A 14,861-nucleotide genomic window follows, 5' to 3' on the forward strand; every position below is an offset into this window, starting at 1 on the left:
ATCAATCGAGCCGCACGATCGGCTGCCGGAGGAGCACGTGCATCTCCGGCTCGTCGGACGGCACGTGGAGGAACACGTCCGCGAGGATCTTCGCGCGTGGCCCGGTCACGCGCACCTGATGCAGCCGCGCCACCGACGTCGCCATGCAGAACACGAGGCCCACGGCCGCCGCCACGATCTCGATCGGCCGAAGCCCACGCCGCGGTTTGTCGTCTCGAACCTCCCGCATCGAAGGCGTGAGCACCCGGTAGCCGAGCGCCACGAAAGGAAGCGCCAGCAGATCCGTCGGATCCGCCCAGGTTTGGAAAGGCAAACCGAGCGCCACGAGCGCCGCGTCCCACGCCGCGGCGAGGCCCTCCGAAAGCTCGAGCGCCGAGAACACCACGGCCGCGGCCACGTGGCAGCCGATCACGGCGCGCCGCCCTCGCGCGCGGACGAGCGTCGCGAGCAGCGCGGGCGCGAGGAACAACCCCGCCACGTCACTCAGCTTGCCCGTCACAAACCCGGGGACGAGGCCGCTGCCCTTGAGGACGTGATCATTCCCCGCGAGCACGGCGAGCGCCATCCACCACGCGGGATGCGCGAGCGCGCGCGCCGGGTGCCACGCGGCCTCGTCCTTTCGAGCGTCGTGCGTTTTCATTCGCACGACAAGATTACGCGGAATCGCGACATCCGAAAACCACCCATCACGCGCCTCGACATGTGCGCCCGCTCTCTGCGAGAATGCCCACCAAGATGCGACGCGCGACCTTCTCCCCTCGCCTCCTCGGCCCCGCGGCCCTCGTGCTCCTCGCGGCCTGCAGCAAAGACGCGACGCCCCCCGCGCCTGCGGCCGAGAACGCCGCGCCCGCCGCCGCGCCCGCGCCGAGCGAGGCTACGCCTGCGCCGAGCGAGGCCGCGCCCGCGCCCACGCCGGAAACGACGGCGGCGGCCGCGCCCGAAAAGCCCAAAAACATCGTCCGCTCGTCGCGCCCCACGCCCCTCGAATGGTGCCAGGCCCCGGTGGCAAAGCTCGGCTGGGAGGGCTACGAGGAGGGCGAGTTCATCCAGGCGTGCAAAATGCTCGAGGTCCGCGAGTGGGTGCTGATCGGCTGCCCGACGAGCGGCCAGCGCGAATACAACAAGAGCCTCGGCGGCTACAACGGCGCCTCCCCCGGCGGCGGCAGCATGGCGACCAAGGAAGAGATCTTGGCGGCGAATTACGGCTGGGCAGACGCCGTGGTGATCTCGCTCCGCCCGGGGACGAAGGCCAAGCCCACCTTCAACTACCGGCCCTACGAGCATCCCGAGCAGAGCAAGGACGAGACGTTCTCCTTCGAGATGCCCGAAAATGCGAATGGCCTCGAAGATCGGCTCTTCAATGGCGGCAGGTGGCCCGCGTTCAAGGAGCGCGACACCTCGCGCTGCGAAGAAATGGCCGCCACCGCGAAGGCCGAGGCCGCCGCAAAGGCCGAGGCCGATGCAAAGGCGCAAGCCGAGGAAGACGCGAAGATCCTGCCCGACGTCGAGGGCCTCGCCGCGGCGCCCGCGGACGAGGCGTTCGCCGCTGAAAAAGAGGTGCTCGTGACGGGCTCGGGCGCGGTCGGATGCAAGACGAAGATCGTCGAGAGCTGGTTCTGGATGCGCTGCGAGGGCAAGGTGAAGATCACCGCCCTCGACATCGAGAGAGGGCGCAGACAAACGCAGACGAAAGCGAGCGCAGAGGAGGGCGTGGGCAAGCTCCTCGTGCCTTACGTCGAGGGCACGGATCTTCGCGCGAAGCTCACGTTCGAGGGCGGCGAAAAATTCCTGAAGCTCCGCTGGCCCAAGGGCAAACGGCCCTTCCAGGTCGGCACGATCGGCGAGACGCGCTGAGGCTTAGAGGTAGGGCGATAGCGCCGCTTGCACCCGGTCTTTCGCGCCCGAGGCGACGACCTCGCCGTGCGCCATGATCAGCCGATCGAAATCGAGCGCGGCCACCTCGCGCAGCGACGCGCGCAGCGCCGCGCGGTCCTTCGCGATCAGCGGCCACTCCCGGCCCATCGCGAGCTTTCCGTTCGTGCCGAGCGCCGCATAGACGAGCTTCGATACGAGGCCCTCGGGCTTCTCGATGTTGAACAGGATGTCGGACACGACGAGCGTCCGGCTCGCGTGGTGCAAAAACACCACCTCGGATACCATCGGGACGCCCTCGACGAGCCGCAGATCAACGGCGCCGCCCCACGCGGCGGGCGGCTCGGCGGAGAGCACCTCGTCAATGCGGACCGAGGGGATCTTCTCCTGCACCCGCGGCGCGGCAAAGACACGCGCCTCCGGGTAACGCGCCGACGCGGCGCCGAGGAAGAGGTTGTGAAACCGGTTCGGCGCGACGAGGTACGCGACGCGCCCGAGCTTCGCGAGCGCGGCGGCGAGCGTATCGTCGATCGGAATGGGCGAATGCACCCAGAGCTCATCCCCCGGGAGGCGCGCCACCGTCATCCGCGCGTTCATTCGGACAAAGCCGGCGAACCGCAGGGGGTGCTCGGCGGCCCACAGGTCTTCGGCGATGGATACGAGTTCGGTCATGCGATGGTCTCCTCGCGGCTCAAACGTACGGGCCGAGCGCCTCGCTCACGCGGGTCTTCGCGCCCGAAGCGACGACGTCGCCGTGCGCCATGATCAGCCGATCGAAATCGAGGGCGAGCACCCCGCGCACCGAGGCCTCCCACGCGACCTTGTCCTTCGTGATGAAATTCCACATCCGGCTCCGCGCGAGTTTTCCGCGCGTCCCCATCATCGTCAGCACGATCTTCGTCGCGAGGCCTTCGGGCCGCTCGATGTTGAACAGGAGATCCGAGACGACGAGCGTCTTGCTCGGGCGGTGCAGGAAAACCACCTCCTCCATCTGCGGCGCGCCCTCGATGTGGCGTTGCTCGAAGATGCCGGCCCACGCGGCGGGCGCCTCCCCGGACAGCACCTCATCGATGCGCAGCGAGGGGATCTTCTCTTTGAGCCCCGGCGGCGCGAAGACACGCGCCTCGGGAAAACGCGCCGACGCGGGGCCGAGGTAGAGGTTGTGATACAGGTTCGGCGCGACGAGGTACGCGACGCGCCCGAGCTTCACGAGCGCGGCGGCGAGCGTATCGTCGATCGGAATGGGCGAATGCACCCAGAGCTCATCCCCCGGGAGGCGCGCCACCGTCATCCGCGCGTTCATCCGGACAGAGCCGGCGACCCGCAGGGGGTGCTCCGCGGCCCAGAGGTCTTCGGCGAGGGATACGAGCTCGGCCATGAGGTGTTTCCTTTTTGATCACTCGTTCACGACGGCCATGAACATGTCCGTGATGTGGTCGTGGCCTGCGGGGTTCGGGTGGATGCAGGTGAGATCGAACCAGCGCGGGGTGTTCGGACCTCGATAGCACGGCGCGGCGGGGTTGTCGTTCTCGAAGCCGTGCCCGCAGAGATCTTCGAGCAGGAAGAACACTCGTCGTTGTTCGCGAAGACCACGAACACGCCGTTCGGGAAGTCGACGCCCGCGATGTCCTGGTGGTTCGTCCCCATGCAATGCGATCCGATTGTGGGATCGTATTGATCGCAATCGGGTCCGTTGCTCTGCGGGTTGACGAAATCGTCGGCGAAGCACTCCGCCGCAGTGAGTTTTCCGGGACCATCCCCCGCGCCGCCTACGCCGATTCGTCCCCGGAACACCCGAGGACGGCAAACGCCGTCGTCGCGACGGTCAGGGCAAGGCACGTCGAAAGAATCGAAGCGGTTTTCATGGCGAGGCGGGAGAATATCACCTCTCGCTCCGCGCTCCGAGCCCCTCGACGGAGACGGCGAACCCATTCGCATCCGTCTGCGACCGATCATTTTTGCGATGTTGGAATGGCGCCGCCCCATGCCCTCGTGGTAGACAACGGCCCCCATGCTGCCTGCATCCGCACCTGACCAGCTCGCCGCCGCCAAAGGCTCGGGGATCGTGCGCCCCGCGCGCCGCCCCGCCGGCTGGGTCGCTCCGGGCCCGCAGCCGCGGACGCCCGATCGCGAGGACGTCTGGCCCGGCCCCGACGAGGACCTCTGCTACCTGGCCGGTGATTTCCGCATTCTCCAGCGCGTCGACGGCCACCGCTGGTCGGCCGACGACCTCGTCACGGCCTGGTACGCAATCGAGCAGCTCCGCCACGCGCCCCCGCGCCGCGCTGTCGATCTCGGCTGCGGCATCGGCACCGTGCTCCTGTTCGTCGCGTGGGCCTTCGCGGAGGCGCGCGTGACGGGCGTCGAGGCGCAGGACGTGAGCGCCGGCCTCGCGCGTCGATCGCTCGCCTGGAACGGCGTCGACGATCGGTGCGCCGTGCGTTTTGGGGATCTGCGCGATCCGTTGACGACCGAGGGCCTCGCAGGCGCGGAGCTCGTGACGGGCACGCCGCCGTATCTGCCGAAGGGCACGGGGATCGAGTCGAGCAAGGTGCAATGCGGCCCGTGCCGCTTCGAATGGCGCGGCGGCGTCGAAGACTACGCCCTCGCCGCGGCGCGCCTGCTCGCCGAGGACGCGCCGTTCGTGGGCTGCGCCGCCTCGCGCCAGCGCCCGCGCGTCGAGGCCGCGGCCGTGGGCGCCGGGCTCGTGCTGGAGCGGTACCGCGACGTCGTCCCGCGCGAGGGCAAGGACCCGCTGTTTTCGGTCTATGTGATGCGCCGCCCTGAAGCGGCTCGCGCTCCAGAAATCGAGCCGCCTCTCGTGTTACGCGGCAGGGATGGACGCTTCACGGCCGCGTTCGACGACGTGCGCCGGGCGATGGGAATGCCCGTCGAGCGTTAAAAAAGTAGCAGTCGCCGCGCACTCCGAGAAAATCGAACCCCGAGCGGAACCACACGAGGCGAAAGCGGTTTTTCGTCCTTGATGCGTCCGGCCGAGGGTTGTAAGAATGTATTCTTCTTCGGTCCTCGGCGCGGCGCGGCGACAGGCCTCGCGCCCTGGACCGCTCGTGGAGGTCTCATGCGCAGGAACGTTTTGCTTGGGCTCGTCATTTCTTCCGGGCTTTCCGTCCTCGCGGCCGGCGCCGGTTGCGGGGATGGCGGGTCGAACACCACCGGCAGCGGCGGCACGGGCGGCAGCGGCGGCGCTTCGAGCTCGAGCTCGAGCTCGAGTTCGTCGAGCGTCGCGCAATCGGGCTCCGGCGGCTCGACGGCCGATTCGAACGTGAGTTGCGATACCGCGACGGAGCTATTCCTCGACGATCCCGGTTTGCAAGACACGCTCGATCCGATCGATGCGGACGAGGATTTCTACAAGTTCAAGGGCGCGAAGGGGCAAGCCATTCTGCTTTCGACAGACGCGAAGCCCCCGCAGGACGAATTCGACAACACGTACCCGGATCTCGTCCTCACGCTTTACAAGAAGCAGGGCGCGCAATGGGTGCAGATCGCGGAGAACGACGATCCGTTCCCGCGTTCGAGCAACGACAGCTCGCTCTACACGATTCTCCCGGCGTCGGACGACGACGAGTACTGCATGCGGGTCACCGAATGCAACGTGTGGGTGGGCGGGGCGCCGGGCTGCGCGCCTTCGGCCGACATCACCACGTACGACTATGCGATCGGCGCGGGCATCCTCGACGCGACGCTCGACAGCATCGCGGCCGAGGTGGAGCCGAACGACGCGGCCGAACAGGCCACGGCCGTCGAGTATTCGAAGAATCCGCAAAGCGGCAACTATTACCTCTCGCTCCAGTGGGGCGGCTACACGAGCGCGACGGACGTCGACGTCTGGAGTTTCAACGTCCCGGCAGACGCCGTGACGGTGATGGGCGATCGCGCCGTCTGCAACTTCGACTTCTATCCGGGCGGCGACGTGGGCAGCGGTTCGACGGCCACGTCGGGCGTGATTGCGTACGTGACGACGGCCGCGGATCCGACGAAGAAGATCGCGCAGGTCGACGTGACGACGGGCCAGACGCCCGCGCAGATCGCCGTGCCTTGCGAGCTCGGGACCGATTACCTGTTCTTCATGACGCGCAAGGCTGGCTCGACGGCCGGGGAGAACGATTTCTACTTCGTGAACCACGGCGGCTCGGGCTCGAACCCGATCGAGGCGGCGACGAACGACTCCGTCGACGCGCCCGAGGCCCTGAAGGCCACGCCGAACGGCACGACGACGAGCTACTTCGTCGACGGCGACATCGACACGGCCCCGATGGACATCGATTACTACTCGGTCGACGTGCCCGCCGGCTCCGCCACGATCAGCGTCGCCTGCGGCGGCCAGCGCTCGGGCTCGGGCCTGCGTGGCCTCAAGGTCTCGGTGCTCGGCGCGAACAACATGGCGATCGCCGGCGGCGTCGCCACGGAGACCGAGGCGAAGGACCTCTTCCTCCAGGACGTGGCCGTGCCGAGCGGCGTCACCAGCCTGAAACTCAAGATCGAGGCGGCCTCGCAAGACGCCGAGGTCTCGAGCACGTTCTACCGTTGCGGCGTCCACGTCGCGCCGCCGGCCGCGCCGTAGTTTTACAGGACGCACCTCCCCTCCCCGCCCCCCGGCCCGCGTGATGCGCGCGCCGGGGGGCCGTCTGCCGCGAACCCAGCAAAAATTCGACGCTTCGCGAGGAGCCGCCCTTTCGTGGGGATGGACCGCGCCGAACTTTGCGCGGATACTTGGCGCCCCATGCTTCCGGGCCAGGTGGTCGACGGACGGTTCGTCGTCGAAGGGGTCGTCGGCCAAGGCGGCATGGCCCGCGTGTTTCGCGCGACGGACCACACGACGGGCGAGGTCGTCGCGATCAAGGTCCTCCTCGAAGAGGAAGCGGCGAACATCGAGCGCTTCGAACGCGAGGCGGAGATCATGGCCGCGCTCGTGCATCCGGGCATCGTGCAGTACGTCGCGCACGGCCGCGACGGGAGCTTCCCCTATATCGCGATGGAGTGGGCCTCGGGCCAGAGCCTCGACCGGCGGATCCAGCGACAAACCTTGCCGATCGACGGCGCCGTGCGGCTGCTCCGTCACCTCGCGGAGGCGCTCGCGGTCGCGCACACGCAAGGGATCGTGCACCGGGACCTGAAGCCCGGGAACGTGATCCTGCTCGACGGCGATCTGGAGCGGCCGAAGATCATCGATTTCGGGATCGCGCGCCTCGGCGGCGCCACGAAGGAGCTCACGCAGAAGGGCGTCTTGCTCGGGTCGATGGGGTACATGGCGCCGGAGCAGGCGCGCGGCGCGCAGAACCTCGACGCGCGCGCGGACGTGTTCGCCCTCGGCTGCCTGATGCTGCACGCGCTCACGGGCAAACGGCTCTTCGAGGGCGGAGACGCGCTCTCGTACCTCGTGCGCGTGGTCGTCGAGGACGCGCCACGGCTGCGCACGCTCCGGCCCGACGCGCCGCCCTGGCTCGAAGCGCTCCTCGCGCGGATGCTCGCGCGCGCGGTGGACGAGCGACCGGCGAACGCAGGCGCGCTCGCGCTGGAGATCGAGCGGGCGCTCGAAGCGGACCTCGACGAGACCACGGTCGAGGCCGTCTCGCTGCCTGGCGACGCGCTCGGGGCGCACGAGCGGCGCGTCCGCTGCGTGCTCATCGTGCGGCTGCCGGAAGGGCCGGACGCGGGTTCCGAAGGAAAAACCGCGCTCGAACGCGTCGCCGCGGGGTTCGGCGGTACGGTCGACGAGCTGCTCGACGGGCACCTGCTCGTGACGTTCCGCGGCTCGGGGGCGGCGACGGACGAGGCGTCGCGGGCCGCGAAATGCGCGCTCGCGTTCGGGGATCATGTCGACGGCGAGCGCGCGGCGATCGTCGCGGCCGAGAGCGCGGGCGAGGCGCCGGCTTCGGCGACGATCGAGCCCTTCCTGCCCATGCTCTCGCGCGCGCCGCGCGACGCGATCGCGGTCGACGACGTGACCGCGGGCCTGCTCGGCGCGCGCTTCGACGTGAGCGGCGACGAGCAAGGTCTCTTCCTGCTCGGCGAGCGTGACGTCGGCGAGCCCGCGCGGACGCTGCTCGGCCGGCCCACGCCGTGTGTCGGTCGAGACGTCGAGCTCGGCGCGATCCAGCGCATCTTCGAGGAGGCCGAGCGCGAGCGTGCGCCACGCGTGGTGATCGTCACGGGCGAGGCGGGGATCGGCAAATCCCGTCTGCGGCACGAGCTTCTGCGCTGGCTCGGCGAGCGAGGCCGGCCGGTGGAGATCTGGATCGGCCAGGGCGATCCGATGGCGGCGGGTTCGTCGTTTGGCCTGCTCGCGCGGGCGCTCCGGCGGGCGGCGAACGTGATGGCGGGCGAGCCGCTGGAGGTCGCGCGGCGCAAGCTGCGGGCGCGCGTGGGCCGGCACCTCGATCCGATCCGCGCCGCGTCCGTGGCGGAGTTTCTCGGGGAAGCCTCGGGTTTGCCCTTCGAGGGCGAGGGCCGCCCGGGGCTCGTCGCCGCCCGGAGCAACACGACGTTGATGGGCGACCGGATCCGCCGATCGTTCGAGGAGCTCGTCGTCGCCGAGGGCCGCGCCGGCACGCTCCTGCTCGTGCTCGAAGACCTGCATTTCGGGGATCTTCCGAGCTTGAACCTCGTCGACGCGGCGCTCGCGCAGCGCTTGCCGCTCGTGGTGCTCGCGCTCGGTCGACCGGAGCTCGCGCGGACGTTCCCGGATCTCTGGGCCGCGCGCGCGCCGCTCACGATCTCGCTCGCGCCGCTCGCGGATGGCGACAGCCAGAGGCTCGTGCGCGCGGTGCTCGGGCCGCGGGCGAAGAGCACGGTGATCACGCAGGTCGTGGAGCGCGCGGGCGGGAACGCGTTTTTCCTGGAAGAGCTCGTGCGCGCGGCCGCGCGCGGCCGCGACCGAGCGCTGCCGGAGAGCGTGATCGCGATGGTGCAAGGCACGCTCGAAGAGCTCGATCCCCGCGCGCGGCGGGCGCTCCGCGCGGCGAGCGTCTACGGCGACGTGTTCACCGAAGGCGACGTGGCGGCGCTGCTCGGCGAGGAGACGCGCGACGCCGCAACGCTGCTCGGCGAGCTCTGCGCGCGCGAGCTCTTGGAGCTACGCGAGGTGAGCCTGACGCGGCACGAGAACATCGTGGAGATGTACTCGTTCCGGCACGCCTACGTGCGCGAGGCAGCCTACGCGATGCTCACCGACGAGGACCGCGTGCTCGGGCACAAGCTCGCGGCGCGCCGCCTCATAGCGGCCGGAGAGCCCGATCCGATGCGCCTCGCCGAGCACCTCTTCCGCGCGGGCCAGCTCGACACGGCGATCACGCATTTCTCCCGCGCAGCCGAGCAAGCGCTCCTCGGCGGCGATCTCGGCAAGGCCCTCTCGTGCGCCGAGCGTGGCATCCAGTGCGGCGCGCTCGGCGAGGATCTCGGCCGCCTGCTCGTGATCCAGGCCGAGGCGCACCGGTGGCGCGGCGAGAACGTCGAGGCCATGCGCAAAGCCGAGCATGCGCTCACCGTCCTGCCGCGCGGCACCGACGCCTGGTGCGCGGCCGCGAGCGAGGTCACCACGTGCGCGACCAAGCTCGGCGATCCGGGCACGCTCGATCCCGTGGCGGCAGCGCTCGCCGAGGTCGTCTCCGCGCCGCAGCCCTCGCCGCGGCCGACGCAGATCGCCGCGTGCGCGCGCGTCGCCGCGGCGTTTTACGTGCTCGGGCGGCACGAGCTCGCCGAGTCCTTGCACGAGCTCGCCGCAGGGCACGAGGAGGCGCGCCGGGAGCCCTCGTCGCGCGCGCGCCTGCACGAGGCCGACACGCTGCGGGCGCACACGATGGGGGACGCGGCGGGCGCGGTCGGCGCGGTGGAGCAGGTCATCCAGGCCTTCACGGAGATCGGCGACGTGCGCAGCGTCGCGCTCCACCGGAGCAACCAGGCCGCGCTGCTGAACGCGATCGGCGCCTACGTCGAAGCCGAGTTCGCTGCGCGCGCCGCGCTCGAGACGAGCGAGGCCCAAGGGCTCTCGCAGATCGTGGGCGCGGCCCAGCAAAACCTCGGGTTCTCCCTGGCGCACACGGGCCGGCTCGACGAGGCCCAGACGCTCCTCTCCCGCAGCATCCGCGAGGCCCTCCTCCAGCGCAACCGCAGGCTCGAAGCCGGCGCGCGGATCTACCTCGCGATCGCGGCGCTCTACGCCCGCAAGCTCGACATCGCGGACGCCGAGGCGAGCGCGGCCGTGGACGCGCTCGCGGGCATGCCCCTCCACGCATACGCGCAGGGCGTGCTCGCGATGGTCGAGCTCATGCGCGGGCGCACGCGCGAGGCCCTGCACATGGCGGAGAAGGGGATCAGCGCGCTCGCGGCGCGCGGCGGCGCGGCCGAAGAGGGCGAAGGGATCGTGCGGCTCGCGTTTGCCGAGGCGCTCGCTGCGACGGGGGACACCGAGGGCGCGCGGCGCGCGCTCTCCATCGCGAAGCGGCGCATCGAGGAGCGCGCGACTTCGCTCACGCGGCCTGCGCATCGGCGGAGCTTCGTCGAGCTCGTCCCCGAGCATCGACGGACCCTCGATCTCGCGGCGCACATGGGGGCGTAACGCGGCAGGGAGGGAGGACGAACCAGCCATGCTCGAAGGGACGAGGGGCCAAGCGCTCGGCGAAATCGACACGCCCGCGCTCATCCTGGACATCGCGGCAGCCGAGCGGAACATCCGCGCGATGGCCGATCGGCTCATCCACGGCGCGGTGCGCCTGCGGCCCCACGTGAAGACGCACAAGTGCCCCCTGCTCGCGCACAAGCAGATGGCGGCGGGCGCGATCGGCATGACGGCGGCGAAGCTCGGCGAGGCCGAGGTGATGATCCACGCGGGGATCCCCGAGGTGCTCGTGTCGACGCCGATCGTCGGGCGCACGAAGATCGATCGTCTGCTCGCGCTCTCGCGGCACGGCATCGTCCTCACGGTCGTGGACGACGCGGGCGCGGCGCGGGCGATCTCGGACGCGGCGGCGCGGGTCGGGCTGAAGATCCCGGCACTCGTCGACCTGGACGTGGGGCAGCGGCGCACGGGGGTTTTGCCGGGCGAACCGGCGCTCGCGCTGGCGCAGCAGGTGGCGACGATGCCGGGCCTCGTGCTCGTCGGGCTCCAAGGGTACGAGGGGCATTTGCAGCACGTGCAGGTCCGCGACGAGCGCGAGTTGCATTGGCGCGCCTCGATGAAGAAGCTCACGGACACGGCGGACCTCGTCCGCGGCGCGGGTTTGCCCCTCGACATCGTCTCCACCGGCGGCACGGGCACCTCGACGTTTGCCGTCGAAGCCACGGGCATCACGGAGATCCAGCCGGGTTCGTACGTGGTGATGGACGACCATTACGGCACGGTGCAAGGCGTGGGATTCGAGCAAGCGCTCTTCGTCCTGACGACGGTCGTGAGCCGGACGCGCACGACGGACGTGATCGTGGACGCGGGAATGAAGGCGCTCTCGAACGACAGCGGCCCGCCGCGGGTGCGGGGCATCGAGGGCGCGCGGTATACGTTCGCCGGGGACGAGCACGGCCGGATCGAGCTCGACGGCGAGGGGAGCGACGTGCGGGTCGGCGACAAGGTGCTGCTCGTGCCGAGCCATTGCGACACGACGATCAACCTGCACGACCATTACCACGTGGTCGAGGACGACCGGCTCGTCGAGGTTTGGCCGATCGAGGCACGCGGTCACATCCGGTAGGAGGAAACGATGAGCTACAGCGTGATGGCGTATGCGGTCAGGTTCGACAAACTGAAGCCCGTCTTCAGCAGCGGCGACGACAAGCTGCGGCGGCAGATTTGCGGCCGGTTCAAGGCGCACCTCGCCCAGCAGGCGAACTGGTTCGAATCCGAGATCGCGAACGGCGCGCCGACGCCGTTCGACGCGGTGAAGGCCTTGATCATGGGCACGGTCCCCGAGAAGGGGCACGGGTTCATGTATGCCTATGCCTACGAGCGAATCGTCGAGCACTTCGGCCGGTACCTGAACAACAATGCCTTTTCCTCGATCCGGTGGTCGTTCATGGAGGCCGTCGAGCAGGACTGGAAGAAATCGGGGCTCGACGAGACGCTCCCCTTTCGCGACCTGTACATTGGCAAGGCGCTCTGCACGTTCCCACCCCCCGACGATTTCCCCGTGCACGGCTACTGGAGCCCGGAGCAGGTCGTGGCGGGGCACAAGCGGTTCGGGGAGGTCCAGATCAGCGCGGAGACGAACGACGTGCACGATGCGATCATGGCCGTGCAAAGCTGGATCGCCGAAACGTCGCGGAAGGGCGAAGGGATCGTCGGGTTTTATTACTGACGATTCACTCCTTCGGCAGCCGCGCGCCTTTTCGGTAATCGCCCATCACCTTCCGGATCTCGTCTTCGAGCAGGAACGTCCCCCAGGATTGCTCCACCTCGCCGTCCAGCAGGAAGCCGAGGTGCAAGTGCCAGCTCCCGTTCGCCACCCCGGACGTCCCGATCCGGTCGCCCCCCTCGATCCGCGTCCTCGGCGTCTTGCCCTCGGGCTGCACGTGCGCGAGCTCGGAGAGGTGCGCGTAATAGATGTGCGTGATCTTGCGGTCCCCGTACGGGATCGGCGTATCGAGCTCGATGCGCACGCAATACGGCGTATCACGCGGCCCGGTCCAGAGCGTGTGCCCGGCCTCGGCGTAATCGACGTACCCGGAGGCAATCGCGTACACCGGCTTCTTCATCCCCATCACGTCGAGCCCGGTATCGGCCCGGTACCCGGCGATCACCCCCTCCGGCATCGGGTTGAACAGCCCACTCGGCAACTTGCTCGACCTCATCCCCTCTGGCCAAGTGGGCATGGCTACAGGTTCGTCGAGACCGGGTAGCAACGGGCTCCCGGAGACGACGTCCCCGGTGGAGGCGGGAGCCAAAACGGAGCGCTGCGAGGTGAAGGCGAGCGCGCGGCGGAAGTGGGGGGCTTCGGTCAGTTCGGCGCTGTTCACCTCGTGAACCGCGCTTTGGGCAGGCCGACCGGATCCACCCACCGGAGCAACACAAGCCGGGAACAAAACCAACCCGAAGGTTCCAAGGATCCGAGCGGAGGTGGAGAGCATGTCGGTCATGGCGCTTCGGGTGGATCATCGGGCGACGGACGCGTTTCGTGACAACGTCGATCGCGGAAGCGTCTCCGAGGTACCATCCGTCTCCCTCGCGATGACCTCGAAGGCCCCCCTTGCTGCGGATGCCGTTCCCGTCCCCGACCTCCTTTGTGACGAGGCGGAAGTCCGCATCGACCTCGACGAGCTCCACCAGACCCTCGCCTTCGCCTTCGCGCTCGGCACCTCCCTCGATGCCTTCGAGCGTGTCCTCGCGGCCGCCGCGCTCCCGTCCTCGACGTGGGATCGCAAGGACTTCGAACGGGACATCTTCCTCGAAGACCTCGTCACCCGCGCGCTGCGCATCCGCATCGGCGGCCGGACCGTCGCGCCCTGCTTGCCCTACCTCCTCCGCGCCATCTCCGAGCCGCCGACCGACCTCCGCGTCGTCACGTTCCGCCAGCGCATCCTCGCCGAGCTCGCGGGCAGCCCCGAGCTTCGCCGTGACTTCGAGCGCATCTACCAGCGCCTCGTCGCGCTTCGGGCGGCGTTTTGCGCCGAGGGCGGGTCGCGCCGCGGCGGTGATACCCATCGACGCCTCGAAATCCTGCGGATCGTGCAGGAGGTCGTCGACGACCTCGCGGGCGCCTTCGCCGGCGCCACCTCCGGCGTCGCACGGATCCGCGCGTTTGGCATCGCCGCGAAAGAGAGCGAAGCGTACCAGCGCCTCGAAGCCCTCCTCGATCACGAGCGCCACCTCGGCACCGTCGACCTTCGCGTCCGCGTCGGCGTCGACGGCACCTTGCGCACCTTCCAGATCGTCCGCATCCGCGAGAACCAGGACAACCCCCTCCACACCTCCGCCATCGCCCGCTTCTTCTCGCGGCTCCGCCTCTTCTTGCGCGGGTATCGGGTCACGCCGGGCGAGGTCACCGAGCGCCTCCTCGACGACGTCTTCAGCGGCATGGAGCGCCCCGTCGCGCTCCTCTTCCAGCTCCTCGGCGACATGGAGTTTTACCTCGCCGGCCTCGGGCTCGCGGACCTCGCGCGGGACAAGGGTTTGCCCGTTTGCCTCGCCGAACTCGTGCCCCCCGGCGAGGCCGGGCTCGTGATCGATCGCCTCTACAACCCGCTGCTCCTCGCCGGCAAATCCAAGCCCGTCCCCTCGAACCTCGGAACGGCGCACGGCGACGCCGTCGTCATCGTCACGGGGCCGAACTCGGGCGGCAAGACGCGCCTGCTCCAGTCGATCGGGCTCGCGCAGCTCCTCGGCCAGGCGGGGCTCTTCGTCACGGCCGAACGCGCGGTCTTGCCGCAGCTCGCCGGCATGTTCGTCTCGCTCATCGAGGAGGCGCGCAGCGATCAGCCCGAGGGGCAGCTCGGCATGGAGCTCCTGCGGATCCGCCGGCTCTTCGAGGAGCTCGGGTTCGGCTCGCTCGTGCTGCTCGACGAGCTTTGCTCCGGGACGAACCCTTCCGAGGGCGAGGAGATCGCGCGGCTCGTGATCTCGCTCCTCCCGGAGCTGAAATCACCGGTCTTCTTGACCACGCACCTCCTCACGCTGGCCACGCACCTCGAAGACGAGCCGCCTGTCCCGCACCTCGAATTTTTGCAAGTCGATCTCGACGAAAACGAGCGCCCCACGTATGGCTTCCGCCCGGGGGTCGCCAAGACTTCGCTCGCCCACAAGACGGCCGCGCGGCTCGGCGTCACGCGCGACGAGCTCGCGGCGCTCATCGCGAAGAAAAAGCGCGCCGAGAGCTTGGGGGAGCGGCCACTCCCGTCGAGCCGCCGCGTCGCGCGCCCGATCGCTCCAGAAAAGAGCGCCGGTGCTCCGGAACGGCGCAGGCTCCGCGTCACGCGCCGGTAAATCGCGGCTCTTCTCGGCTGGCACGATCCGTGTTTCCCTGGGGCCCAGCATAAGCCTTCAA

At 69.4% G+C, this 14,861-nt stretch carries 12 protein-coding genes; 7 read left to right on the forward strand and 5 right to left on the reverse strand.

Annotated features, from left to right (window positions below; all coding sequences use genetic code 11):
• Nucleotide 1 precedes the first annotated feature (1 nt).
• A complete protein-coding gene (locus E8A74_RS27490) occupies nt 2-640 on the reverse strand; it encodes a hypothetical protein (RefSeq protein ID WP_170229405.1) in 639 nt (212 codons plus the stop codon).
• Nucleotides 641-735: 95 nt separating this feature from the next.
• Between E8A74_RS27490 and E8A74_RS54105 the strand changes: the two genes are divergently transcribed.
• Nucleotides 736-1,854, forward strand: a complete 1,119-nt coding sequence (locus tag E8A74_RS54105) for a hypothetical protein (RefSeq protein ID WP_211365459.1) — start codon at nt 736-738, stop codon at nt 1,852-1,854.
• A gap of 3 nt (nt 1,855-1,857) precedes the next feature.
• Here the strand turns inward: E8A74_RS54105 and E8A74_RS27500 are convergent, their stop codons facing one another.
• From E8A74_RS27500 to E8A74_RS52755, 3 genes are read right to left on the reverse strand one after another with little or no spacing between them, the layout of a single operon-like run.
• Nucleotides 1,858-2,544 carry a DUF4336 domain-containing protein gene (locus E8A74_RS27500; RefSeq protein WP_136932051.1) on the reverse strand — a complete coding sequence of 229 codons (687 nt, stop codon included), beginning with the start codon at nt 2,542-2,544 and terminating at the stop codon, nt 1,858-1,860.
• Nucleotides 2,545-2,563: 19 nt separating this feature from the next.
• Nucleotides 2,564-3,250 (reverse strand): DUF4336 domain-containing protein, encoded by a 687-nt coding sequence (locus tag E8A74_RS27505; protein WP_136932052.1) that lies wholly within the window; start codon nt 3,248-3,250, stop codon nt 2,564-2,566.
• A gap of 18 nt (nt 3,251-3,268) precedes the next feature.
• Nucleotides 3,269-3,442: a hypothetical protein gene (locus E8A74_RS52755; RefSeq protein WP_170229412.1), complete on the reverse strand. Its 174-nt coding sequence runs from the start codon at nt 3,440-3,442 to the stop codon at nt 3,269-3,271.
• 441 nt (nt 3,443-3,883) lie between these two features.
• On the opposite strand from E8A74_RS52755, the gene E8A74_RS27510 reads away from it, so the two are divergent.
• The 5 genes from E8A74_RS27510 to E8A74_RS27530 all read left to right on the forward strand — a co-directional run bounded on the left by E8A74_RS27510 (nt 3,884) and on the right by E8A74_RS27530 (nt 12,179).
• Entirely contained in the window at nt 3,884-4,774 is an 891-nt protein-coding gene (locus tag E8A74_RS27510; RefSeq protein ID WP_136932053.1) for a tRNA1(Val) (adenine(37)-N6)-methyltransferase, read from the forward strand.
• 177 nt (nt 4,775-4,951) lie between these two features.
• The gene (locus E8A74_RS27515) at nt 4,952-6,457 is read left to right on the forward strand and encodes a hypothetical protein (RefSeq protein WP_136932054.1); all 1,506 of its coding nucleotides are present in this window, start codon (nt 4,952-4,954) and stop codon (nt 6,455-6,457) included.
• A 159-nt stretch (nt 6,458-6,616) separates the two neighbouring features.
• Complete coding sequence (locus E8A74_RS27520; RefSeq protein WP_170229413.1) at nt 6,617-10,450, forward strand: serine/threonine-protein kinase; 3,834 nt, start codon at nt 6,617-6,619, stop codon at nt 10,448-10,450.
• Nucleotides 10,451-10,478: 28 nt separating this feature from the next.
• Complete coding sequence (locus E8A74_RS27525) at nt 10,479-11,576, forward strand: DSD1 family PLP-dependent enzyme (protein WP_136932056.1); 1,098 nt, start codon at nt 10,479-10,481, stop codon at nt 11,574-11,576.
• 9 nt (nt 11,577-11,585) lie between these two features.
• Entirely contained in the window at nt 11,586-12,179 is a 594-nt protein-coding gene (locus E8A74_RS27530; RefSeq protein ID WP_136932057.1) for a DUF7691 family protein, read from the forward strand.
• A gap of 4 nt (nt 12,180-12,183) precedes the next feature.
• Here the strand turns inward: E8A74_RS27530 and E8A74_RS27535 are convergent, their stop codons facing one another.
• The gene (locus E8A74_RS27535) at nt 12,184-12,693 is read right to left on the reverse strand and encodes a M23 family metallopeptidase (protein WP_170229414.1); all 510 of its coding nucleotides are present in this window, start codon (nt 12,691-12,693) and stop codon (nt 12,184-12,186) included.
• Between the two features lie 253 nt (nt 12,694-12,946).
• Between E8A74_RS27535 and E8A74_RS27540 the strand changes: the two genes are divergently transcribed.
• The gene (locus tag E8A74_RS27540; RefSeq protein WP_232379767.1) at nt 12,947-14,800 is read left to right on the forward strand and encodes a MutS-related protein; all 1,854 of its coding nucleotides are present in this window, start codon (nt 12,947-12,949) and stop codon (nt 14,798-14,800) included.
• Nucleotides 14,801-14,861: the final 61 nt, after the last annotated feature.

Origin of the sequence: Polyangium fumosum, assembly GCF_005144585.1 — a bacterium.
In the GTDB taxonomy this organism is placed as follows: domain Bacteria; phylum Myxococcota_A; class Polyangia; order Polyangiales; family Polyangiaceae; genus Polyangium; species Polyangium fumosum.